Raw genomic sequence first — 22549 nt, 5'->3', positions numbered from 1 at the left:
ATGACCGAGACCGCCACCGCTGCCCCCGAATCCCAGCCGTTCCAGGCCGAGGTCGCCGAACTCTTGAACCTGATGGTGCACTCGGTCTATTCGGAGACCGATATTTTCCTGCGCGAACTGATCTCGAATGCGTCGGACGCCTGCGACAAGCTGCGCTACGAGGCGATCTCGGCGCCGGAACTGATCACCGATGGCGCGCCACCCGTCATCCGCATCGTCCCGGACAAGAAGGCCGGCACCCTGTCGGTGGTCGATACCGGTATCGGCATGGACCGGCAGGAACTGATCGACAACCTCGGCACCATCGCGCGCTCCGGCACCAAGTCGTTTCTGTCGCGGCTGACCGAGGCCAAGGACGGCGCCGGCCTGATCGGTCAGTTCGGCGTCGGCTTCTATGCGGCCTTCATGGTCGCCGAGCGCATCGTCGTCACCAGCCGGCGCGCCGGATCGGATCAGGTTTTTGTCTGGTCGTCGTCGGGCGGCAGCGGCTTTGAAATTGCGCCGGGTAGCGAGGACGACGCTGGGCGCATCCCCCGCGGCACCGAGATCGTCCTGCATCTGAAAGAGGACGCCAAAAAATATCTCGAAACCCATGAGATCGAGCGCATCGTCCGCGCCTATTCCGACAACATCCAGTTCCCGATCGAACTGGTGCCGGAAGAAGGCGAGCCGCGCCAGATCAATTCGGCCAGCGCGCTGTGGCAGCGGCCGAAATCCGAACTCACGCCGGAGGACTACAAGCAGGCGTACCAGCAGATCGCCGGGGCGTTCGACGAGCCCGCGATGACGTTGCACTACCGCGCCGAGGGCCGGCAGTCATATGCGGTGCTGCTGTTCGCGCCGTCGGCAAAACCGTTCGACCTGTTCGACCAGGCGCGCAAGGGCAAGGTCAGGCTCTACGTCCGCCGCGTCTTCATCGCCGATGACGCCGATCTGCTGCCGGCCTATCTGCGCTTCATTCGCGGCGTGATCGACAGCGAGGACCTGCCGCTCAATATCTCGCGCGAGATGCTGCAGAACAATCCGCAACTGGCGCAGATCCGCAAGGCCGTCACCAGCCGCGTCGTTTCCGAACTGGAAGCGCTCGGCGACAAAGAGCCGGAAGCGTTCGCCAAAATCTGGGATGCGTTCGGCGCGGTCATCAAGGAAGGTATCTGGGAGGACTTCGAACGGCGCGACAAGGTGCTGGCGCTGTCACGCTTCACCACCACGAAGGGCGAGAAGCGCTCGCTCAAGCAATATGCCGAGGATATCAAGCCGAACCAGACCGAGATCTATTATCTCACCGGCGACAGCGTCGAGCGGCTGAAGTCGAACCCGAAGCTGGAATCGGCTGCGGCGCGCGGCATCGAGGTGCTGCTGCTGACCGATCCGGTCGATGCGTTCTGGACCTCGGCTCCAACAGACTTCGGCGGCAAGCCGCTGAAATCGCTGAGCCAGGGCGACATCGATTTCAGCCTGATCCCGCTTTTGGAAGACAAGGCCGACGACAAGGGCGCGGACGGCGCCGACGCGGCCACGACGGTCGCGCTGATCAAGGACGCGCTCGGCGAGCGCGTCTCCGAAGTGCGCGCCTCGCAGCGGCTGACATCGAGCGCGTCGTGCCTGGTGGCCGGCGGCGACGGCCGCGATCGCCAGCTCGAGCGGCTGCTGGCGATGCAGAACAAGGGGCCGATCACCAAACCGGTGCTCGAGATCAACATGCGTCACCCGCTGGTCGCAGCGGTCGCCACGTCAGGCGATGCGGTCGCGGATCTGTCGCTGCTGCTGCTGGAGCAGGCGCAAATCCTCGACGGCGAGCTGCCGGAAGATCCGGCCGCATTTGCGAGCCGGCTCAACGCGATGGTGCTGCGGGGCATCGTGAAGGCGTAGGGCTGAGCGCCCCTGAACGCTCATCGCGGCGTCAGGGTGATCGCTTCCGACGTCGCGGCTTCGACGGCGGCGCGGCTGTAGAGCAGCGGAACATATTGGCCGGCCGCCCACAGCGGGGCGAGGTCGCGATAATGCCCGTTGAAGGGATCGCCGGATTGCCCGGGGGGTGTTGATGGCGCGGCTCGCATCCCAGTTACCGACGTCGAGCACCATGCGGAACGAGGCGCCCGCCGTCAGCTGATAATCCGTACGGCGATAGGTCGCCGCGCGCGGCACGTTGGCCGCGCCTCCGAGCGCCAACGGCCCGACGTTAAGCTGCGGTACCGTCGCCGTGTCGGCGAGCGGTGACAGCGCGTGATCGAATTGTGCCTTGTGCAGCTTGCCCCAGGCCCATCCGGAAGAATCCGGGCCAAGCCGGCCGGCCACCTCGGCAATCGCGGTGCCCAGACTGTCGCGGAGGACGCGGTCGCGCGTGGCGGCGGGATCGGGCCCCAGCAGATCGCCGGAACTTTCGAGCGCCGCGACAATCGCCGAAATGCTGGCGGGGTCGGGCGCAATGATGTCGACGACCTTCGGCGCGATCGCCTTGACCAGCGTGGACCCGAGATGGTTGGCGATCCAGACTTCGAACACGGCCGCCGCCGCACTGTCCGCGGTGTCGCGCGCGTCCCAGGCCTTCAGCAACTCCAGCCCCTTCTTGACGTTGGGGTCCTCCGAGCTCAGCGGCTTCAACAGGACCACGAGCCGCCGGGCCAGCATGGATGTGTCGTCATTCTGCAAATCCATGGCGTCCGCCAGCGTCATCTTGCTGTTGGCCTTGAGCACCTCGACAATGCGCTGCCAGCGCGCCTCGTCCGACCATTCGAAGCCAACCTTGCGTTCCGCGACCGGATAGCCGTCCGGCAAATTCATCTGGTTTGCGGTCGCGAACCAGCCTTGCTCGGGTCGATAGACACGCGGCAATTCATCCAGTCCGAGAAACCCCTGCCACTCGTAGCGGCCGTCGCCCGGTACCGGCAGCAGCCCATCATAGTTGACGCGGCGCGGCGTCTTGCCGGCGGCCACCCAGCCGATATTGCCTTTCACGTCGGCATAGACCTGGTTTTCGGACGGCGCGCCCCAGCGTCGCATCGCCGCCAGAAAACCATTCCAGTCCTTGGCGGTCATATAGTCGGACGAGCCGAAATACGCCGACGTGCCCGGCTCGGACCAGACCGAGCGAATGGCGAAGGCCCGCTTGTTCTCGGCATCGACAAACACGACGGGACCGTGCCGCGTGAATTTCAGCTCGATGTCCCTCGGCGCCTCGCCCTTGACCTCCGCGGTTTCGTGAACGACGCGCATCGTTTCCCAGCCGTCACGATAGCGGTACTGGTTCTTATCGGCGGGGTTCAGCTCGTAGACGTAGAGATCCTCCTGATCGACGTTGAAGATCGTCAGGCCGAAAGCGATCGTCCCGTTGTGGCCGATCGATATTCCCGGCAGCGCAGGTTCGCCGGCGCCGATCACCGACAGCCCCGGCGCATTCAGCCCGACGATGTAGCGCAGCGACGGAACGCTGTGTTCGCGATGCGGATCATTGGCGAGGATTGGACGTCCGGTCGCCGAGCGTGCCGGGGCGACCACCCAGTTGTTGGAGCCGATGGTGTCACGCTGTTCGTCGGCTTGCGCGAGAAGCGTATCGAGATCGAGCGATGCCGCCTTCTCGCCTGGGCGCGCGAATGCGACTGGCCGCGTGGCGAGGAGGTAGGCGGCGAGCACGTCTTTCGGAATGCTGCAGGGGTCGAGACCGTCAGGGATTTTTGTCGTCCATGGCGGTTGCAGCTTGACGCGCAGGCGGTCGGTTTCGAGCCCTGCAGCGCAGGCGACCCGCGCGCGCCTTACCTCGGAGGCAACATTCCTCGTCAGTCCGTGGCTGCGAATTCGAACGACGTCATCCGCGGTCCACAGATCCGGCATCGTTCCGGCGATCTTGAACTCCACCGGGCGTGGCCGGGATCCGCTGCGCACGTCGGCCACATAGGCATTGACGCCCGCAACAAAGGCCTCGGCATAGTCCCTGGCTTTGGGCCCGTAGGATCCCCATTCGGTCGTCATGTCACCGCGATAGAGGAATAGCCGAAGGGCCCGGTCCTGCTCGACGTAAGCGGGACCGAAATCCCTGGCGAGAAGTCCGAGGCCGCGCTTGCGCCACAGGTCAATCTGCCAAAGCCGGTCCCGGGCCGCATTGAAGCCCTGCAGGAAGAAAAGATCGCGCTCGTTGGCCGCATAGATGTGAGGAATACCCCAGACATCGACCAGAATTTTTCCGGGCGCCTTCAGGCCTGCGACACTGCTGCTCGAAAGGCGCGCCGCGGAAGACAGGGCTTCCTGATCGCGCGCGACCGCAGCGGACCCGGCGGTCATTGCCATGGCGGCGGCGAGAAGCAATGGCCGGGCGGCTTGTTTGAGGTTCTTGTTCATTTCCTCTTCCTCTTTTTTTGCCGTCAATGTCACAGCCGATTGGGGCCGGGTCGATTGCGGAGCGGTTCGCCGACCTTGCAACCGAACGATGCCACCTGCAAGTGGCGCTTCGCCGTTGAATTTGGCGGATGGAAACGTCACCGGCGCGGCGTCAGTTGAACCAATTTCCATGATCGGGCGCATCTGCTAGATAGTCCGAGAAGGGGAGCCCCCGACATCGCGATGACCACGCCCGACGGCAGCGAAATTTTTTACGGCAGCATCCCGGTCTTTCGTGGCTTTACCAGCCTGATGGACCCGTCGCTGTATTCGGCCTTGCCCGACGACTGGAGCGTCGGCGTCGCCGACATCGTGGAATCGACCAGGGCGATCGCGGAAGCGCGTTACAAGGCCGTCAACATGGCAGGCGCATCTGTCATCGCCGCCGTCACCAATGCGCTCGAAGGCCGCGAATTTCCGTTCGTGTTCGGCGGCGACGGCGCCAGCTTTGCGGTGTCGCCCGACGATCTCGAACGCGCCCGCGCTGCGCTGGCGGCGACTGCTGTGTGGGTCGAAGAGAGCCTCAATCTGGTGTTGCGGGTCGCACTGGTACCGGTCGCGTCGATCCGCGCGCAGGGCCTCGATGTTCGCGTCGCCCGCTTTGGACCGTCGCCTAATCTGTCCTATGCGATGTTTTCGGGCGGCGGTCTCGGCTGGGCGGAAGCGGCGATGAAGCGCGGTGAATTTGCGGTACCGAAAGCGCACCCGGGGACGCAGCCCGACCTTTCCGGGCTTTCATGCCGGTTCGAGGAAATTCCCTCGACCCGCGGGCTCATTCTTTCCGTGCTGGTGGTGCCGGCTCCCGGCGCCGATCCGCGTGCCTTCCGTCAAGTGATCGAGGATGTCATCTCTCTCGTCGAGCGGAGCCCCGACGCGGGACGGCCGGTGCCGCCGGGCGGGCCGCCGCTGCACTGGCCGCCGGCGGGCCTGGAGTACGAGGCCCGCGCAGCGCGCGGCGGGCCGTTGTTGATGCGGCGCGCGATCGTGCTCGCAGTGACGCTGTGGGCCTTCGTGGTGATGCGCTTTGGCATAAAGGTCGGGAATTTCGTGCCGAAGACCTATGTGCAGCAGGTGGTGGAGAACTCCGACTTCCGCAAATACGACGACGGTCTGCGGATGATTCTCGATTGCACGCCGGAGCTCGAGCAAGCGCTAACGCTGCGTCTGGCGACTGCCGCTTCGAACAAGGTCGTGCGCTATGGCCTGCACCGGCAGGATGCGGCGATGATGACCTGCTTCACGCCGTCGGTGATGCGCAGCGACCACGTTCACTTCATCGACGGCGCCCGCGGCGGCTATGCGTCGGCGGCGACGGCGCTTAAAGCGACGGTGGCTTGAGGAGACGGTGCTCAATCTCGCGTTAGGGTGGGGGTCGCGCGGCATTGGTCGTCTCGGATGTGACGCGCAGTCCAGCTCAGCGCCCGACGCGCGTCCAGTTCTCGCCACCACACAGGGCGCCGACGCAGCCTTCGACCCGGAGCGTGTCCGGGCCCGTTAGCGAGACGTTGCTCGCATAGGTCGAGCCGTCATCGGCGTTGTAGATCTGGCCCGACCATTTTGCGGGGCCGGTCGGGCTCATGCCGCTGAACAGCGGAAGGCCGATCATCGGACGCCTTTTAAGCGCCGGATTGGGATTCTTGTCGTCGACCTGGGGTTTGCCGGTGGCGGGATCGTTCGGCTCCCGCAGACCGACGATAACCCCGCAAATTCCGCTGCCGCATTTGCTGACCCGCACCCGGGCATCGCCGGCCTGGGTCAGCCAGGTGCCGGTCGGCTCGCCGGCGCCCTGTGCGCGGGCGGACGGCGCGGCGAGCAATGCCGCTAAAATCGCGATGGTGAAAACGTACCTGCAGGCCATGAATCAGTCCCCGAGAAAAACGCAGGCCTGCATAACAACAAATCAGATTTGTGCAACGCCGTATTAGGTCGCGGCGGTTGTGGTTTTATTTGCCCCACCGCGTCAGGCGAATCGAGAGCGCGGTGCCGAGGCCGTAGACGACCATCGCCGCGCCCACCAGCACGAACAAGGTCCATGCCGGTGCGCCCGACGACGCCAGCCACCAGCCGCCGAGGCCGACCAGCAGCAATCGGGCCGTGCCGGCCAGCACCGGACCGCCGACCTTGGCGGCGCCCTGCGATGAAAAATAAAGGCAGGCGCCCATTCCGAAGAAGGCGAATGCCGGTCCTGCCAGCGCGAAATAGGAATTGGCAGCTGTGGTGACGCCGGGATCGCTGGTAAACAGCGAGACCCAGAGCGCCGGCCAAATCGCCACGACAACGCCGATCAGGCCCACGATCAGGCTGGACGCCGCACCTGCCGTCCAGGCCACCTGACGCGCGCGCGCCACCAGACCGGCGCCCATCGCCATTCCGACCATCGGTACCGAGGCGACGCCGAATGCGAAGGCGATCGGCGTCAGCAGGAATTCAAGCCGCGAGCCCATGCCGTAGCCGGCCAGCGTCTCGGTGCCGAAGGAAGCGAGGATCTTGGTGAAAATCAGAATGGTCAGCACGGTCTGCAAGGGCGACAGGCAGGAAACCGCGCCGACCTTGAGAATGTCGAAGAACATGTCGCGCTGAAACGTGAAGGTCGAAAAATTCAGCTTCAACCGGCTGCGGCCGCTGGCGAGATACCACGCCAGGAAGATCGCGCCGAGCGTGAAGGCGGTGAGCTGGCCGGTGGCGACACCCGCCATGCCGAGCTTCGGCAGGCCGAACAGCCCGAGACCAAATCCGCCGCCGACCGCGACCTGCACGATGGCGGTGGCGATCAGCGTCAGCGAAGGCACCCGCATGTCGCCGGTGCCGCGCACCACCGAGGCCAGCGTGTTGACCAGCCAGATCGAGACCGCGCCGGAGAACAGCACGTGCGAATATTGCATGGCCTGCTCGAGCACGTCGCCGCGTCCGCCGAGCAGCGAATAGAACTGGCGGCCGAGGGTCAGCATCATCACCGTGAAGAACAGTCCGGCGCAGAGGCCGATGATGGCAGCATGCAGCGCCAGCGTCGCGGCACGGTCGCGGTTTCCCGCGCCGAGCGCGCGGCTGATGGCGGAGGAAACGCCGCCGCCCATCGCGCCGGCCGACATCATCTGCGTCAGCATCACGAACGGAAACACCAGCGCGATCCCGGCCAGCGGCTCGGTGCCGAGCCGGCCGATATAGGAGGTCTCGGCCACCGCCACCAGCGCCGTGCCGAACATCGCGATCGTGTTGGGGATCGCGAGCTGCAACAGCGTCGGCAGGATCGGCGCCATCAACAGGCTGTTGACCGCGGCGGGCGGCACGGCCGCGGGGCGCACGTCGAGCGGGGCGTCAATCGTCATGCGTCACATGCTTTCAGCCAGAACCGTATAGATTATGGCTGACATATTATGCGAGCGGGCCGGCGCAAGCCACCCGCCGCCAATGCAGGGGTCACCACGGCAGGCCGCATAGGTCGATGACGCCGTCGCGCGGCTTGCGGGTGAAATCGAACACGAACGGCGCCATCGCATCGAAGCGAACCCGTCCCTGCGGCTGCTCGGCATAGACCTCGCCTTCGAAGCGATGCCAGCCGCGCGCCTGATAGAACGCCTCATTGTGCGGCTCGCAAAACAGCAATCCGAACCTGACCGCTTCATGGTCGCGCATGGTCTGAACCGCGGCGTTGAGGGCAAGGGTGGCGTAACCGCGTCCCCGGCAATCCGGCCGGGTCGAGACGCCGCCGATGCCGCCGATATCGACCTTGCGCCCGTCCCAGGTGACGGTGCGGAAGTAGATGCCGACATGGCAGGCCAATCCGGCTTTGGCCGATTCCTGGGGAGCGTCGATCAGCACCCGTAGATCGGCGTGGGCCCATTTGACGTGGCCCCAGGACAACTTCTCGACCACATCGCGCGGCCAGACCGCTTGCATTAGCGGCTCAACCACGGGCCATGATGCGTCTCCGTTCAGGACGTCGATCTCGATGCTCATGCCGGTTCAGCCCTCTGCTGGCGCGTTGACGGTCGCGATCACTGCTGTGATCGGGATCACAGACCTGCGCCGTGTGCCTTGCTGTCATAATGACAAATGCTATGGTTGTCCCTATTGGGACTCGGAAATGTCGATGCGTCGGCTCGCAGCCTTTTTATTCATGACTTCAATCGTTTGCCTGGCCGGCCAGCCGGCGCTGGCGGACAAGCGCGTTGCGTTCGTGGTCGGTAATTCCAACTATCAAAACGTCAACGTCCTCGCCAATCCCGCCAATGATGCGGCGGCGATCACCGAGATGTTCAAGAAGGCCGCGTTCGACGTCGTGGAATCCCGGCGCGACCTGAAGAATACCGAGATGCGCCGTGCGCTGCGCGACTTCACCGAGAAGGCGCGCGATGCCGACATTGCCGTGATCTACTATGCGGGTCACGGCATCGAGGTCGATGGAACCAATTACCTGATTCCGGTGGACGCCGCGCTCGAGCGCGATACCGACGCCTATGACGAGGCGATCGCGCTCGACCGGATCCTGCAGGCGATCGAACCCGCCAAACAATTGCGCCTCGTCATTCTTGACGCCTGCCGCGACAATCCGTTCGCCAAGAGCATGAAGCGGACCGTGGCGTCGCGTTCGCTCGGCCGTGGCCTTGCAGGTGTCGAACCGTCGAAGCCCAACACCCTGATCGCGTTCGCGGCCAAGGGCGGATCGACGGCTTCCGATGGCGACAGCAAGAACAGCCCATTCACGACGGCGCTGTTGAAACATCTCGCCAAGCCGGGCCTGGAACTCGGCAAGGCGTTCCGCCTGGTGCGGGATGACGTCATGAATGCCACCGCCAACAAGCAGGAGCCGTTCGTCTACGGCTCGCTGGGCGGCAACGACGTGGCGCTGGTGCCCGCGCCCGCCGTGGCGCCGGCGACGGCTGCCGGCAATGCCAACGCCGACCTTCGCCGCGACTATGAACTGGCCGAACGCGTCGGCACCAAAGAGGCGTGGGACTCGTTCATTCTGGCCAACCCGTCCGGCTTCTACACCGATTTGGCCAAGGCGCAGCGCAACAAGCTCGCCGCCGAGGCCGCGCGGATTGCCGCGACCGAAAAAGCCCGCGAGGCCGCGGAAGAGCGGACGAGGCTCGCCGCCGAAGGCGCCAAGTCCGCCGAACAGGCCAAGGCTGCCGCACAGTCGAAGGCTGCCGAGGAGGCGCGGCTCGCGGCCGAAAAGAAGAAGCAGGTCGAGGACGCCAAAGTCGTTGCCGCCGAGCAGGCCAGGGTCGCGGCGCAAGCCAAAGCCGCCGAAGAGGCCGAAAAAACCAGGCTCGCCGCCGAGAAGAAAAAGCTGGCGGAGGATGCAAAACTCGCCGCGGCCGAGCAGTTGAAGGCCGTCGAGCAGCAGAACCGCGCGGCGGAAGAAGCCAGGAAGCTTGAAGGGGCCAAGGTCGCCGCGGTTGAGCCGGCGAAGGAGACGGTGAAATCCGACAGACCCGCGCAGGATATTCCACGCTTGCTGCAGTCCGAATTGAAACGGGTCGGCTGCAAGACCGGCGAGATCGATGGCGAATGGAATGCATCATCGCGCCGGGCGCTTTCGTCCTTCAACGACAAGGCCGGCACCAAATTCGACGTCAAGGTTGCCAGTATCGATGCGCTGGATGCGGTCAAGGCCAGGCCCGGACGGGTGTGTCCGCTGGAATGCGAGCGCGGCACCCGCGCCAATGGCGATAGCTGCGTGAAGATTACCTGCGACGACGGTTATGTGCTGGGATCGAGCGGCAGTTGCGAGAAGCGCCCCGAACGCAAACCGGCCGTCGCCCAACGCGAGCGCCGGGCACCGGCCACGGCGGGGCGCCGCGGCGGCAAGTGCTTCATGTATAATGGCGCGTCATTCTGCGAATAGCGGCTGGCGCTTGCGCCGGCGTTTTCGGCGGCAGTTCGATCAGTAGCTCTCGCAAGAGGTCCGCGTGATTTGCGGACGCGAGCAGATCGAAACGCCGGAGCCGTTATAAAACGTGTATTCCCGCTTGCCGGGCTTCAGCCGCTGGTCGATCGTCATCGAACAAGCGCCGCCGGCGCGAACGTTCATGGTGATGATGATCTGATTGTTCGGATAGTCCCGGACCGCGCGCAACGACTGGCGTCCCACCACGCGGAGCGACGCCGAGCCGGCGGGCGCTTCCATCGGTGCGCCGCCGAGTTTTGCGCGATACTCCACCCTTCCCTCGACGGTGCTGTTCATGTCCAGCGACGCGGTACGATCGGTCGACAGCACCCCGGTGCCTTCGCCATGGATGGGAAAATTGCTGATCGGCGGATTCTGGCAGGTCGCGAGGCCATCGAAGCTGAATTTGACCCGCAATTGACCCGCGGCTTCACTGGAAGCGGGCAGCATCGGCAATATCAAGGCGGCAACCGTGGCGATCGCAAAGGCCGTTCCGGTTTTCATGTCTATCATCCTTAAAGTATCAGGGTTCAACAATATTGGAGATCTACGACATCGGTTGCCGAGGCGTCAGAAACTGACGCATTCGGTTCGGGTAATCTGTGGGCGCGCGCAATATGACACGCTGCCTGAGCCGCTCACGAAGGTGTAGACCTTCTTGCCCGGCTTGAGCCGGTTATCGAGGGTCATGGTGCAAGACGATCCGCGAATGGTCATCGTCACGATCGCAACATTGTTCGGATAATCCCGCACCGCCCGCAGGGTGTGACTGCCGATGACATTAAGACTGGTTGAGCCGCCCGGCGCTTCGGTAGGCTTGCCGCCCAGCGTGGCCGTCAGGCGCGAACGTCCGCCGGTGTTGGTGGTCATGTCGAGGCTCGCTTTCCGATCGGTGGAAAGTACGGCGGTACCTTCGGCGTGGATCGCAAAATTCCTGATCGCCGGCTGCTGGCAGTTGGCGATGCCGTCATAGCTGAAGCGACCGCGGATGGTGGCGCCGGCGGCTTCAACGGAAACCGGGATTGCAAGGATAGCGACCAAGACCGCTGCACTTGCACAGATCGTGCTGGCTCTCACGGGCAAATTCCATAAATAATTCAATTCCAATAGAATTTTGGATTTAATTCGATGCCGCGGACTTTGACAATACAGGCCGCGCGATATGTCGCTGGCGGCGCTTGGTTTTCCCAAATTGCTTGTGTTTAAGATCGATGGAACCTTCTATAAGGGTTCCCGTTAGATCACGTCTCCCATCAGTTCGGACATCACCCCATGACCTTCACGCTGCCCAATCTGCCCTATGCCCATGACGCCCTTGCGCCCTATATGTCCAAGGAAACGCTGGAATTCCATCACGACAAGCATCACCAGGCTTACGTGACCAACCTGAACAACGCGATCAAGGGGACCGAATACGAAGGCAAATCCCTCGAGGAGATCGTCAAGAGTTCGTTCGGCAAGAACGCGGCGGTGTTCAACAATGCCGGCCAGAACTACAACCATCTGCATTTCTGGCACTGGATGAAGCCGCATGGCGGCGGCAGCAAGCTGCCCGGCCGTCTGGAAAAGAAGATCAACGAGGACCTCGGCGGATTCGAAAAGTTCAAGACCGATTTCGCCGCTGCCGGCGTCGGCCAGTTCGGCTCCGGCTGGTGCTGGCTGCAGGTCAAGAACGGCAAGCTCGAAATCTCCAAGACCGCGAATGGCGAGAACCCGCTGGTCCATGGCGCCACGCCGATCCTCGGCTGCGACGTCTGGGAGCACTCCTACTACATCGACTACCGCAACCGCCGTCCCGACTACTTGAAGGCGTTCGTCGATCAACTCGTGAACTGGGACTATGTCGACGAACTGTTCGGCAAGGTGTGATACGCATCGCCGCGGAATGACGCGCGATAAGATTCCCAAGGGCGGCAGTGCAAACTGCCGCCCTTTCGTTTGCTACGCGCTTTCACGGTCTTGCCGCGACCGCGCGCTTGCGGCACAAGCTGAATGCCGGACGACATTCGCTGACCTGGGAATGCTGCGAAGAGCTATCTTTTGGTCCTTTTCGGTGGCGGTCTTGGCGCGACGCTGAGGCATCTGATCAATCTCACCTGCGCGCGCTGCCTCGGCACCGGATTTCCGTGGGGCACCTTCATCATCAACATCACGGGCTCGACCGTGATGGGACTGATCGCGGGCTATCTGGCCTTCAAGGGCGAGGCCTCGCAGCCGTGGCGGTGGTTCCTGATGACCGGCATTCTCGACGGCTACACCACGTTTTCCGCCTTCTCGCTCGACACCGCGGTGCTCTACGAGCGCGGCGAAATCGGGCTTGCGGCACTCTACGTGCTGGGATCGGTCGTGCTGTCGATCGCGGGCCTGTTCGGCGGCCTCGCGCTGGTGCGCTCGCTCACCTGAACGGCTGGTTAAGCCTCCGTGACGCCGTCGCATGGCCATGCCTGAGCGGCGCATGGGTGGAGCCCAGCTTCCGTTTGCTTCGGTAGGGTGCCGGGACTAAGCAGGGTGAATTCTCATCACCCGCCCGACTCATTGCCTTGTCAGACTCTCCCGTAAAAGACCCGGCGCCGGCCGATGAAGCCGCAGACGCCGAGCAGCCGCCCCGGCGCGCCCGCAAGCCGGTCGGCTGGTCGATGATCATGATCGGCGTACTGGTCGCGGTCTCGGCCACGCTGGTCTGGCGGCGCGACGGCATCGACGGCGTGCTTGAAATTCTCACCCATGATCTGGCGCTGTTCGGCGGCATCCTGCCGCGCGTATTGGCCGGCTGCCTGCTCGGCGCGTTCATCGCCGAGGTCTTGCCGCATGAGAAAGTATCGCGCGCGCTCGGGCCGAATTCCGGCCTGAAGGGATTGCTGATCGGAACCGCGTTCGGCGCTATCTTGCCCGGTGGTCCCTTTACCGCCTATCCGGTGGCGGCCGCTCTGCTCACGGTCGGCGCCGATTTCGGCGCGACCATTGCGATGGTGGTGAGCTGGACGCTGATCGGCTACGGCCGGGCAGTGGCCTGGGAGCTGCCGATCCTCGGCGTCGACTTCACGCTGTGGCGGATCGTGATCTCGCTGCCGATCCCGGTGCTGGCCGGCGCGCTCGGACGTTTTGTCTTTGTACGGATGTATCCGAAAGGCGCGGAGCCGCCGTCATGACCGCGGCGCTGATCATCGATCTCACGCTGTGGGGCTCGGTCGCCGCACTTGCCTTCTTGGTCTGGCGGCGCGGGCGCGCCGTGCTGGTGTCGGCCGCGCGCGAAGGCACAATGGATTTCATCAACATCGTGCCCCGGATCGGCCTCGGTGTGATCGGTTCGGGCTACATCGCCGCGGTCATTCCCCAGGAGGTCATCACCGGCTGGCTCGGGCCGGATAGCGGCTGGCTCGGCATATTGACCGCCGTGATCGCGGGCGCCGCGACCCCGGGCGGCCCGGTGGTCGGCTTTTCGATCGGCGCGGTGGCCCTGAAGGTCGGCGGCGGTCCGCCCCAGGTCATCGCCTATGTCGTCGCCTGGGCGCTGTTCGCCTTCCAGCGGCTGATCCTGTGGGAAATCCCGTTCATGCCGGCGAAGTTCGTCTGGTTCCGCGCCGCGGTGTCGCTGCCGTTTCCGTTCCTGGCCGCCGCGGTGGCGATGGCGCTCGGGAAGCCGTAAGGCGCCGGCGTCGGTAGACTTGAGTTATGTTATAATATAACATCCTTAAGATGGCCCACACGCATTCTCACGACCACACCCATGACCACGGACACCATCACGGGCACACCCACGGCCACGGCCACGGCCATGCCCATAGCCATGGCCCGGAGACGCCGCATCCGTCGCAATCGGCCCCCTGGTCGATCCTGCGGATGACGGTGCTGTCGCGGCTTGCAGCGGCGCTGGCGGTCAGCGCCGGGCTGTGGGCGGTCGTGCTGCTGGCGATGAGGTGAGCATGCTGGCGCAAATCCAGTTCCGCGACGTCACGCTCGGCTACGACCGCCATCCGGCGGTGCATCACCTCGATGGCGAAGTCGCGCAGGGCGCGCTGCTGGCCGTAATCGGCCCCAACGGCGCCGGCAAGTCGACGCTGTTTCGCGGGCTCGCCGGCATCTTGAAGCCGCTGGCGGGATCGATCGATCTCGGCGGGCTCGACATCCGCGACATCGCCTATCTGCCGCAGACCGCCGATATCGACCGCAGCTTTCCGATCTCGGTGTTCGACTTCGTCGGCACCGGGCTGTGGCGCGCGACCGGATTTTTCGGCGGCATGGGCAAACTCGCGCGGGACAAGATCGCGCGGGCACTGGCTGCCGTCGGCCTCAACGGTTTTGAGAACCGCTCGATCGGCACGCTGTCCGGCGGACAGATGCAGCGCATGCTGTTTGCACGCGTGCTGCTGCAGGACGCGCGGCTGATCGTGCTGGACGAGCCCTTCAACGCCATCGACGCCAAAACCTCGGCCGACCTGCTGGCGCTGGTGCGGCGCTGGCACGCCGAGGGACGCACCGTGCTGGCGGCGCTGCACGACATGGAATTGGTGCGCGCGAATTTTCCGGAGACGCTGTTATTGGCCCGCGGGCCGGTGGCGTGGGGCGCCACCGCGCAGGTGTTGACCGCGGAAAATCTCGCCGAGGCGCGGCGGATGTGCGAGGCGTTCGACGACACGGCGGCGGCCTGCATTGTGCACGACCTGCCGTCGCGGGCGGCCTGATTCCATGATCTTCGATGCGCTGATCGCGCCCTTTACCGAATTCGAATTCATGCGCCGCGCGCTGGCCGCCGTGATCGCATTGTCGCTCGGCGGCGCGCCGATCGGCGTGTTCCTGATGCTGCGGCGGATGAGCCTGGTCGGCGACGCGATGGCGCATGCGATCCTGCCGGGGGCGGCGATCGGTTTTTTGATTTCGGGGCTCAACCTGTTCGCGATGACGACGGGCGGGCTGATCGCGGGGTTTGCGGTCGCGATCCTCGCCGGCCTGGTCGCGCGCAACACCGAGATCAAGGAAGACGCCTCGCTGGCGGCGTTCTATCTGGTGTCGCTGGCGCTCGGCGTCACTATCGTGTCCATCAAGGGCACCAACATCGATCTGCTGCACGTGCTGTTCGGCAACATCCTGGCGATGGATAACCAGACGCTGCTGGTGATCGCTTTCAATGCCACCATCACACTGCTGCTGCTGGCGGTGATCTATCGCCCGCTGGTGATCGAATGCGTCGATCCGGTGTTCCTGCGCACCGTCAGCCGCGCCGGCGCACCCGCGCATCTGGCGTTCCTGGCGTTGGTCGTGATCAACCTCGTCAACGGTTTCCATGCGCTCGGCACGCTGCTCGGCGTCGGCCTGATGATCCTGCCCGCGGGCATCGCGCGGTTCTGGTCGCGCGACATGTCAGGCATGATCTGCATCGCGGTCGCGAGCGCCATGGTCTCCGGTTATGCCGGGCTGGTGCTGTCGTTCCAGACCAAAATTCCTTCAGGCCCCGCGATCATTCTGGTGGCGGCGGCGATCTATGTGTTTTCGGTGCTGTTCGGCAATGTCAGCGGCCTGGTCCGGCAGTTGTTTCCCGGCCGCCATCTCGAGGCGTGACGGCGATGCGACGCTCCATCTGGTTCATCGCTCTCGCCCTGATGGCGGTCACAGCTCCCGCGCGGGCCGCCGACCGGCTCAACGTCGTCGCCAGCTTCTCGATCCTCGGCGATCTCGTCCGCAATGTCGGCGGCGAGCGCGTCAATGTCACGACACTGGTCGGCCCCGACGGCGATGCGCATGTCTATGTGCCGACACCGGCGGATGCCAAGAAGGTCGCCGACGCCAGACTGGTGTTCGTCAACGGCCTTGGTCTCGAAGGCTGGCTGCCGCGGCTGGCGCAGTCCGCGGGCAACAAGGCAACGATCATCACCGCGACCGCAGGCATCGCGCCGCTCAAGCTCGGCTCGGACGCCGACCCGCACGCCTGGCAATCGCCGCTCAACGCAAAAATCTATGTCGCCAATATCCGCGATGCGCTGGTTGCGGCCGATCCCGCCGATGCCGAGGTTTTCAAGTCCAATGCGGACGGCTATCTGGCAAAACTCGACGCGCTCGACGGCGAGGTGCGGCAGGCGGTGGCGCAAATTCCGGAAAACCGCCGCAAGGTGATCTCGACCCACCGCGCCTTCGGCTATTTCGCCGCCGCCTATGGCGTTGAGTTCGTGGCACCCCTGGGCGTCTCGACCGAATCCGAGGCCAGCGCCCGCGATATTGCCGGGATTATCACCCAGATCAGGGCATCGAAAATACCGGCCGTTTTCCTGGAAAATATCAGCGACCCCAGGCTGATCCGCCAAATCGCGGCCGAGACCGGCGCCAGGGTCGGCGGCACCCTCTATTCGGACAGTCTGACCGGCGAAAAGGGCGATTCTCCCACTTACATTGACATGGTCAGGCACAATATAAAGGCCCTGACCAGCGCGCTCAGCCAATAGAGCAGGGGCCTCCCTGCCCGAGTAGATGCGCGAGATTCCCTCGGAGTTGTTATGCCAGATTTGACGTCCCAAAAAATTCCAGTGACCGTGCTGACGGGCTATCTCGGCGCCGGCAAGACCACGCTGCTGAACCGGATCCTGTCGGAAAACCACGGCAAGAAATACGCCGTCATCGTCAACGAATTCGGCGAGATCGGCATCGACAACGACCTGATCATCGGCGCCGACGAAGAAGTGTTCGAGATGAACAACGGCTGCGTCTGCTGCACGGTGCGCGGCGACCTCGTCCGCATCCTCGACGGCCTGATGAAGCGCAAGGGCAAGTTCGACGCCATCATCGTCGAGACCACGGGCCTGGCCGATCCGGCGCCGGTGGCGCAGACCTTCTTCGTCGACGAGGACGTGCAGAAGAACGCCCGGCTCGATGCGGTCGTGACGGTGGCCGACGCCAAATGGCTGAGCGACCGCCTCAAGGACGCGCCCGAAGCCAAGAACCAGATCGCGTTCGCCGACGTCATCGTGCTGAACAAGACCGATCTGGTCTCCAAGGCCGAACTGGCCGAGGTCGAGGCCCGGATCCGCGCCATCAACCCCTACGCCAAACTGCATCGCACCGAGCGCTGCCAGGTCGCGATCGCTGATGTGCTGGAGCGCGGCGCGTTCGATCTGGATCGCATCCTCGAAATCGAGCCGGAATTCCTCGACGCCGGCGACGATCATCACCACGGCCACGATCACCACCATGATCATAGCCATGGCGGGCTGAAGCACTACCACGACGAGGACATGCAATCGCTGTCGCTGCGCTCGGCCAAGCCGCTCGATGCCACGAAATTCATGCCGTGGTTGCAGAACCTCGTCGCCAGCGAAGGCCAGAAGATTTTGCGTTCGAAGGGCATCCTCGCCTTCAGCGACGATGACGACCGCTACGTGTTCCAGGGCGTGCACATGATGCTGGAAGGCGATCATCAGCGCAAATGGAAGGACGGCGAGGCCCGCGAAAGCCGCGTCGTCTTTATCGGTCGCGAATTGCCGGAGCAGATGATCCGCGACGGCTTTGAAAGCTGTATCACCACGTGATGAAACAGTTCGATCCGGGCGACAGCCCCTCCATCGCTTCGATCACCGACAAGGTGCGGCCGCTTGCCATCGGCATGCCGGTCACCGCGATCCATTTTCTCGGCGACACCGCGGTGTTTGTCGGCACCGAGGAGAACGCGGCGCTCGTCGGTGCCACCGGCGACATTTCGTCCGTCGCCATTCACGGCGGCGCCATTCTGTGCGCGGCCTCCGACGGCGAACGCATCGTCACCGGCGGCGATGACGGCAAGGTCGTGGCACTCGACGCCAAAGGCGTGGTGACCGTGCTGGCGACCGATGCCAAGCGGCGCTGGATCGACAATGTCGCATTGCATCCCGACGGCGCGGTGGCGTGGTCATCAGGCAAGACCGCCTTCGTTCGCAGCGGCAAGGGAGAAGAAAAATCCTTCGATGCGCCGACCACGGTGGGCGGTCTCGCCTTTGCGCCCAAGGGCCTGCGTGTCGCGATCGCCCATTACAACGGCGTGACGCTGTGGTTTCCCAACATGGCGGCGAAGCCCGAATTTCTGGAATGGGCCGGCTCGCATCTCGGCGTCACCTTCAGCCCGGACAACAAGTTCCTGGTCACCATGATGCACGAGCCGGCGCTGCACGGCTGGCGGCTCGCCGATAACCGGCATATGCGGATGTCGGGCTATCCCGGCCGCGTCCGCTCGATGTCGTGGAGTGCGGGCGGCAAGGGACTGGCGACGTCAGGCGCCGATAGCGTGATCGTCTGGCCGTTCGCCAGCAAGGACGGCCCGATGGGCAAGGAGCCGGCGATGCTAGCGCCGTTGCAGGCGCGGGTCTCCGTGGTGGCCTGCCATCCGAAGCAGGACGTCATGGGGGTCGGCTATAGCGACGGCACCGTGCTGATGGTGCGGCTTGAGGACGGCGCGGAAATTCTGGTACGCCGTAACGGCGGCGAGGCGGTTTCGGCGCTGGCCTGGGGCGCCAAGGGCACCCAGCTCGCTTTCGCGACCGAGGACGGCGATGCGGGGATGGTCGAGCTATGACATGATCGTCATCTGCATAGCGTTTTCGAGCGAAGTGGATTCCGGTTCGCGTTAAGAAACGCGTCAAACTAAGGACTCCTAGAAGGCCAACATGCGTTTTCTCGAAACCTTCCAGACCGCCGATTTCATCGACACGCTGATCAGCCTGAGCGCGGCGTTCGTGCTGGGCACGCTGATCGGCGCGGAGCGGCAATACCGGCTGCGGAGCGCAGGCCTGCGCACCAACGTGCTGGTCGCGGTAGGCGCAGCGGCGTTCGTCGATCTCGCGATGCATCTGGCCGCCGCTGACGGCGCGGTACGGGTGATCGCCTATGTGGTCTCCGGCATCGGTTTTCTCGGCGCCGGCGTCATCATGAAAGAGGGAACGAATGTGCGCGGCCTCAATACGGCTGCGACATTATGGGCCTCTGCCGCGGTCGGAAGCTGCGCCGGGGCCGACATGCTGGCGCAGGCCGCCGCGCTGACCGTGTTCGTGCTCGCCGGCAACACCCTGCTGCGGCCGCTGGTCAATGCCATCAACCGCGCGCCGATCGACGAACAGGCGTCGGAGGCGACCTATTTCGTCAAGCTGCTGGTCGATGCCGGCGCGTCGGCCGGACTCCGCGATCAGGTGGTGGAGCGGCTTGAAGCGGCTCAATATCCGGTAGCCGAGATCGAAGCCTTCCCGCGCGGCGATCTGCAGGAGATTGTCGCTACCCTCGTCAGCACCGCGGTCCAGGCCAAAGAACTCGATCTGGTGGCCGCCGACCTGCAGCGGACGCCCGGCGTGCACCATGCCACGTGGGAATCCAGTACCAAAGACTAGGCTTCCTGCATTGGAACTATTCGTTCCCGCGGCCGTTGATCTCGCGAACAATTTTGCGAGGCGAACGACATGTCTGCCGATTACCGTAAGCGCGAGTACCGGGAAAGACTGATGTTCGCCGCCGCGCTGATCGCGGGAGGGCTGGTGATATCGGCGCTTTCGCTGAACCAGATCAGGGCCACCGACCGGCAACACCTGGCGCAGGCGACGCCACCGCTGCAATCGACGCCGGGCGCGGAGAGCAAGCCGTCGGCGCCATCCGAGCCGGTGACGACAGGCACCCGTCCGTCCGGTGTATCGCCGGAACCGGCCCGGCCCGATGCCGAGGCGCAGAAGGCCGGCGCCCAGCCGGTGCTGCCGCCGGCGCCCGCCGAGAAGACCGCGCCGCCGATCCAGCAAAAATAATCCGGCTTCCGGCTTTCCCGCCGCGCGCAAGATTTCAGGTGTGCAAAATCTGTGGGCATGGCGCCACGGATTTTCCGCGCGTGCCGCTTCGCCGCGACGCGATGGCGGCCGGTGTTTAGCAATTGGTCCAAGGGCCTCTCGCCGCAGCCCCCGAAGCCTTGTGTTGATCCCCAAACAGCGGTTAGGCTTGCCGGTAATAACAGCCGGCCAACAGCCGGGAGGTCAGGGGAGAGCGTATGCGCGAGCTAACGCCGGAAACGATCACGGACGCCGTTCTGGACCAGATGGCGACAACGCCGGATCCGCGCCTGAAGGCGATCATGGCGTCGGCGGTGAAGCACCTGCATGCCTTCGCCCGCGAGGTCAATCTGACCCCCGGCGAATGGATCAAGGGCATCGAATTCATGACTTTGGCGGGCAAGATGTGCTCGCCGGAACGCCAGGAATTCATCCTGCTTTCCGATACGCTCGGCCTGTCGGCGCTGGTCAACGGCCTGCATGACAAGACCGCGATCGAGGAAGGCACCCATACCAGCCTGCTCGGCCCGTTCTACCGCGAGGCGACGCCGACGCTGAAGGCCGGGAGCTCGATCGCTCAAAATCCGAAGCCCGGCAGCGAATGCGTGCTGTACGGCCACGTCACCGATGCCGGCGGCAAGCCGGTCGCCAACGCCACGGTCTCGATCTGGCAGACCGGCGCCGACGGCCTCTACGACATCCAGTCGAGCGCGACCTCGGTCGACTATCGCGGCGTATTCACGACAGATTCGGACAGCGTCTACGTGCTGCGCACCGTCAAGCCGCTCGGCTATTCCATACCGATGGACGGGCCGGTCGGCGCCATGGTCAAGGCGCAGGCGCGGCATGGCATGCGGCCGGCGCATATTCATTTCCTGGTCGGCGCGCCGGGCTATCGCGAACTGGTCACGGCACTCTATCTGCGCGACGACCCGCATCTGGCCGATGACGTCGTATTCGGCTCGTCGGGCGATCTCGCGGTCGATGTCGTGCAGGGCGATCCGGACTGCCCGATCAAGGGCATGCCCAGCATCCGCTTCGACATGCGGCTTTCGCGCGAAAGCGAGGCCGACAAGACCAGCGGGCGGGTCGGCGCCGATCCGGCGGCGATCATGAAGCAGGCCCGCAGCGGCGAGAAGGCGACGGCCTGACACGATCCTACTCACAACAGCCGGACCAAGATCCGGTGCAACGAAACAGACAATGGGAATAAGGGGAGATCAATGAAACGCAGGACCTTTCTCGGCGGCGCAGTAGCTGTCGCAGCGCTCGGCAAGGGCTCGATTGCCTCGGCGCAGCAGCCGCCGATCAAGATCGGCATGTCGATGGCGCAGACCGGTGGCCTTGCGGGCGGCGGCAAGGCCTCACAGCTCGGTACCGAGATCTGGCGCGACGACATCAATGCCAAAGGCGGCCTGCTCGGCCGCAAGGTCGAACTCATCGTCTATGACGACAAGTCCAGCGCGTCCGAGACGCCCGCGATCTACGCCAAACTGGTCGACGTCGACAAGGTCGATATCCTGTTCGCGCCTTATGCAACGGTGCCGACCGCGCCGATTATGCCGTTCGTCAAGCAGCGCGGCCTGCTGCTGATGGGGAATTTCTCGTTCCAGGTGAACAGCAAGGTCGGCCACGATATGTGGTTCAACAATGCGCCATGGGGCCCGGCCGACAGTTGGGCATCCTCGTTCCTCGATATCGGCCAGAAGGCCAGCGGCAAGACCCTGGCGTTGCTCTCGGCGGACCAGGAGTTCGCCCAGAACCTCGCGCTGACCGCGCGGGATGTCGCCAAGCAGCGCAACATTCCCGTCGTCTTCGACCAGAACTATCCGCCGAACACGGTGGAATTCTCCTCGATCATCCGCTCGCTCAGGGCCGCCAAGCCCGACATGGTCTATGTCGCGTCCTATCCGCCGGATTCGGCCGGCATTCTGCGCGCCGTCAACGAGATCGGGATCGGCGACGACGTCAAGATCTTCGGCGGCGGCATGGTCGGTCTGCAGTTCGCAGCCGTGATGGCCAATCTGGGATCGCTGCTCAACGGCGTCGTCAACTACAATACCTGGCTGCCGGAGCCGAGCATGTATTTCGACGGCACCAAAACCTTCTTCGAGACCTACACCAAGCGTGCGGTGGATGCGAAGATCGATCCGCTCGGCTATTACCTGGCACCGTTCGGTTATGCCCAGGGCCAGATGATCGAGGCGGCGGTCAATGCCACCAAATCGCTCGACCAGAAGGCGCTGGCAAAATACCTGCGCGAAAACGAGCACAAGACCATCGTCGGGCCGATCGCGTTTTCGGTGGATGGCGAGCGCAAGGAAACCGCGACGCTGCAGGCGCAATTCCGCGGCGTCAAGGACAAGGACGTCGAACAGTTCCGGTCTTCCGGCAAGCAGGTGATCCTGTTCCCCGATAGACTGAAAACCGGAACGCTCGTCAGCCCGTTCGAGGCTGCGCGCAAATAGACCGCAAGGCTTTTTGGACCACAAGGCTTTTTCCAGGCCGGGAAAAGCCCATCGCG

The 22549-nt window shown here is 64.2% G+C and carries 22 protein-coding genes and 1 pseudogene; 17 read left to right on the top strand and 6 right to left on the bottom strand.

Annotated features, from left to right (window positions below; all coding sequences use genetic code 11):
* A complete protein-coding gene (gene htpG, locus BLR13_RS13435) occupies positions 1 to 1872 on the top strand; it encodes a molecular chaperone HtpG (RefSeq protein ID WP_074831568.1) in 1872 nt (623 codons plus the stop codon).
* A gap of 20 nt (positions 1873 to 1892) precedes the next feature.
* Here htpG and BLR13_RS13430 read toward each other — a convergent pair.
* A pseudogene (locus BLR13_RS13430) lies at positions 1893 to 4278 on the bottom strand (penicillin acylase family protein).
* Positions 4279 to 4557: 279 nt separating this feature from the next.
* Between BLR13_RS13430 and BLR13_RS13425 the strand changes: the two are divergent.
* A complete protein-coding gene (locus BLR13_RS13425; RefSeq protein ID WP_074823315.1) occupies positions 4558 to 5712 on the top strand; it encodes a DUF3095 domain-containing protein in 1155 nt (384 codons plus the stop codon).
* Between the two features lie 76 nt (positions 5713 to 5788).
* Here the strand turns inward: BLR13_RS13425 and BLR13_RS13420 are convergent, their stop codons facing one another.
* From BLR13_RS13420 to BLR13_RS13410, 3 genes are all read right to left on the bottom strand, one after another.
* Complete coding sequence (locus BLR13_RS13420; RefSeq protein WP_074823318.1) at positions 5789 to 6232, bottom strand: DUF2147 domain-containing protein; 444 nt, start codon at positions 6230 to 6232, stop codon at positions 5789 to 5791.
* Positions 6233 to 6317: 85 nt separating this feature from the next.
* The gene (locus BLR13_RS13415) at positions 6318 to 7700 is read right to left on the bottom strand and encodes an MATE family efflux transporter (RefSeq protein ID WP_074823320.1); all 1383 of its coding nucleotides are present in this window, start codon (positions 7698 to 7700) and stop codon (positions 6318 to 6320) included.
* A gap of 91 nt (positions 7701 to 7791) precedes the next feature.
* Positions 7792 to 8331, bottom strand: a complete 540-nt coding sequence (locus BLR13_RS13410; RefSeq protein WP_074823323.1) for a GNAT family N-acetyltransferase — start codon at positions 8329 to 8331, stop codon at positions 7792 to 7794.
* A 160-nt stretch (positions 8332 to 8491) separates the two neighbouring features.
* On the opposite strand from BLR13_RS13410, the gene BLR13_RS13405 reads away from it, so the two are divergent.
* The gene (locus tag BLR13_RS13405; RefSeq protein WP_244525171.1) at positions 8492 to 10225 is read left to right on the top strand and encodes a caspase family protein; all 1734 of its coding nucleotides are present in this window, start codon (positions 8492 to 8494) and stop codon (positions 10223 to 10225) included.
* A gap of 39 nt (positions 10226 to 10264) precedes the next feature.
* Here BLR13_RS13405 and BLR13_RS13400 read toward each other — a convergent pair whose 3' ends face one another.
* Both BLR13_RS13400 and BLR13_RS13395 read right to left on the bottom strand, forming a co-directional pair.
* Entirely contained in the window at positions 10265 to 10771 is a 507-nt protein-coding gene (locus BLR13_RS13400; protein WP_074823331.1) for a hypothetical protein, read from the bottom strand.
* Between the two features lie 66 nt (positions 10772 to 10837).
* On the bottom strand, positions 10838 to 11344 hold the full coding sequence (locus BLR13_RS13395; protein WP_143039742.1) for a hypothetical protein: 507 nt from the start codon (positions 11342 to 11344) through the stop codon (positions 10838 to 10840).
* 195 nt (positions 11345 to 11539) lie between these two features.
* Between BLR13_RS13395 and BLR13_RS13390 the strand changes: the two genes are divergently transcribed.
* The 14 genes from BLR13_RS13390 (at position 11540) to BLR13_RS13325 (ending at position 22493) form a co-directional block, all read left to right on the top strand.
* A complete protein-coding gene (locus BLR13_RS13390; protein WP_074823337.1) occupies positions 11540 to 12136 on the top strand; it encodes a superoxide dismutase in 597 nt (198 codons plus the stop codon).
* A gap of 171 nt (positions 12137 to 12307) precedes the next feature.
* Positions 12308 to 12670: a fluoride efflux transporter CrcB gene (gene crcB / locus BLR13_RS13385; RefSeq protein WP_074823340.1), complete on the top strand. Its 363-nt coding sequence runs from the start codon at positions 12308 to 12310 to the stop codon at positions 12668 to 12670.
* Positions 12671 to 12807: 137 nt separating this feature from the next.
* Entirely contained in the window at positions 12808 to 13416 is a 609-nt protein-coding gene (locus BLR13_RS13380; protein ID WP_074823343.1) for a permease, read from the top strand.
* A complete protein-coding gene (locus tag BLR13_RS13375) occupies positions 13413 to 13913 on the top strand; it encodes a hypothetical protein (protein WP_074823346.1) in 501 nt (166 codons plus the stop codon). Before BLR13_RS13380 ends, BLR13_RS13375 begins: the two co-directional genes overlap by 4 nt.
* Before the next feature lie 50 nt (positions 13914 to 13963).
* The gene (locus BLR13_RS13370; protein WP_074823349.1) at positions 13964 to 14188 is read left to right on the top strand and encodes a hypothetical protein; all 225 of its coding nucleotides are present in this window, start codon (positions 13964 to 13966) and stop codon (positions 14186 to 14188) included.
* A gap of 2 nt (positions 14189 to 14190) precedes the next feature.
* Positions 14191 to 14949: a metal ABC transporter ATP-binding protein gene (locus BLR13_RS13365; protein WP_074823353.1), complete on the top strand. Its 759-nt coding sequence runs from the start codon at positions 14191 to 14193 to the stop codon at positions 14947 to 14949.
* Positions 14950 to 14953: 4 nt separating this feature from the next.
* A complete protein-coding gene (locus BLR13_RS13360) occupies positions 14954 to 15823 on the top strand; it encodes a metal ABC transporter permease (protein ID WP_074823357.1) in 870 nt (289 codons plus the stop codon).
* 5 nt (positions 15824 to 15828) lie between these two features.
* A complete protein-coding gene (locus tag BLR13_RS13355; RefSeq protein ID WP_074823360.1) occupies positions 15829 to 16701 on the top strand; it encodes a metal ABC transporter substrate-binding protein in 873 nt (290 codons plus the stop codon).
* A 51-nt stretch (positions 16702 to 16752) separates the two neighbouring features.
* Positions 16753 to 17781 carry a CobW family GTP-binding protein gene (locus BLR13_RS13350; RefSeq protein WP_074823365.1) on the top strand — a complete coding sequence of 343 codons (1029 nt, stop codon included), beginning with the start codon at positions 16753 to 16755 and terminating at the stop codon, positions 17779 to 17781.
* On the top strand, positions 17781 to 18797 hold the full coding sequence (locus tag BLR13_RS13345) for a WD40 repeat domain-containing protein (protein ID WP_074823367.1): 1017 nt from the start codon (positions 17781 to 17783) through the stop codon (positions 18795 to 18797). The genes BLR13_RS13350 and BLR13_RS13345 overlap by 1 nt, the downstream gene beginning before the upstream one ends.
* Before the next feature lie 91 nt (positions 18798 to 18888).
* Entirely contained in the window at positions 18889 to 19602 is a 714-nt protein-coding gene (locus BLR13_RS13340; RefSeq protein WP_074823368.1) for an MgtC/SapB family protein, read from the top strand.
* Positions 19603 to 19671: 69 nt separating this feature from the next.
* Positions 19672 to 20007, top strand: coding sequence for a hypothetical protein (locus tag BLR13_RS13335; protein ID WP_074823371.1), 336 nt, complete (start codon positions 19672 to 19674; stop codon positions 20005 to 20007).
* Between the two features lie 236 nt (positions 20008 to 20243).
* Complete coding sequence (locus BLR13_RS13330; RefSeq protein ID WP_074823374.1) at positions 20244 to 21176, top strand: dioxygenase; 933 nt, start codon at positions 20244 to 20246, stop codon at positions 21174 to 21176.
* Between the two features lie 72 nt (positions 21177 to 21248).
* On the top strand, positions 21249 to 22493 hold the full coding sequence (locus tag BLR13_RS13325) for an amino acid ABC transporter substrate-binding protein (protein WP_074823378.1): 1245 nt from the start codon (positions 21249 to 21251) through the stop codon (positions 22491 to 22493).
* Positions 22494 to 22549 lie beyond the last annotated feature (56 nt).

The organism is Bradyrhizobium ottawaense (assembly GCF_900099825.1).
Taxonomy (GTDB): Bacteria; Pseudomonadota; Alphaproteobacteria; order Rhizobiales; family Xanthobacteraceae; genus Bradyrhizobium; species Bradyrhizobium ottawaense_A.
Note: the sequence above shows the minus strand (reverse complement) of the source record. Positions and strands in the feature narration are given on the sequence as shown.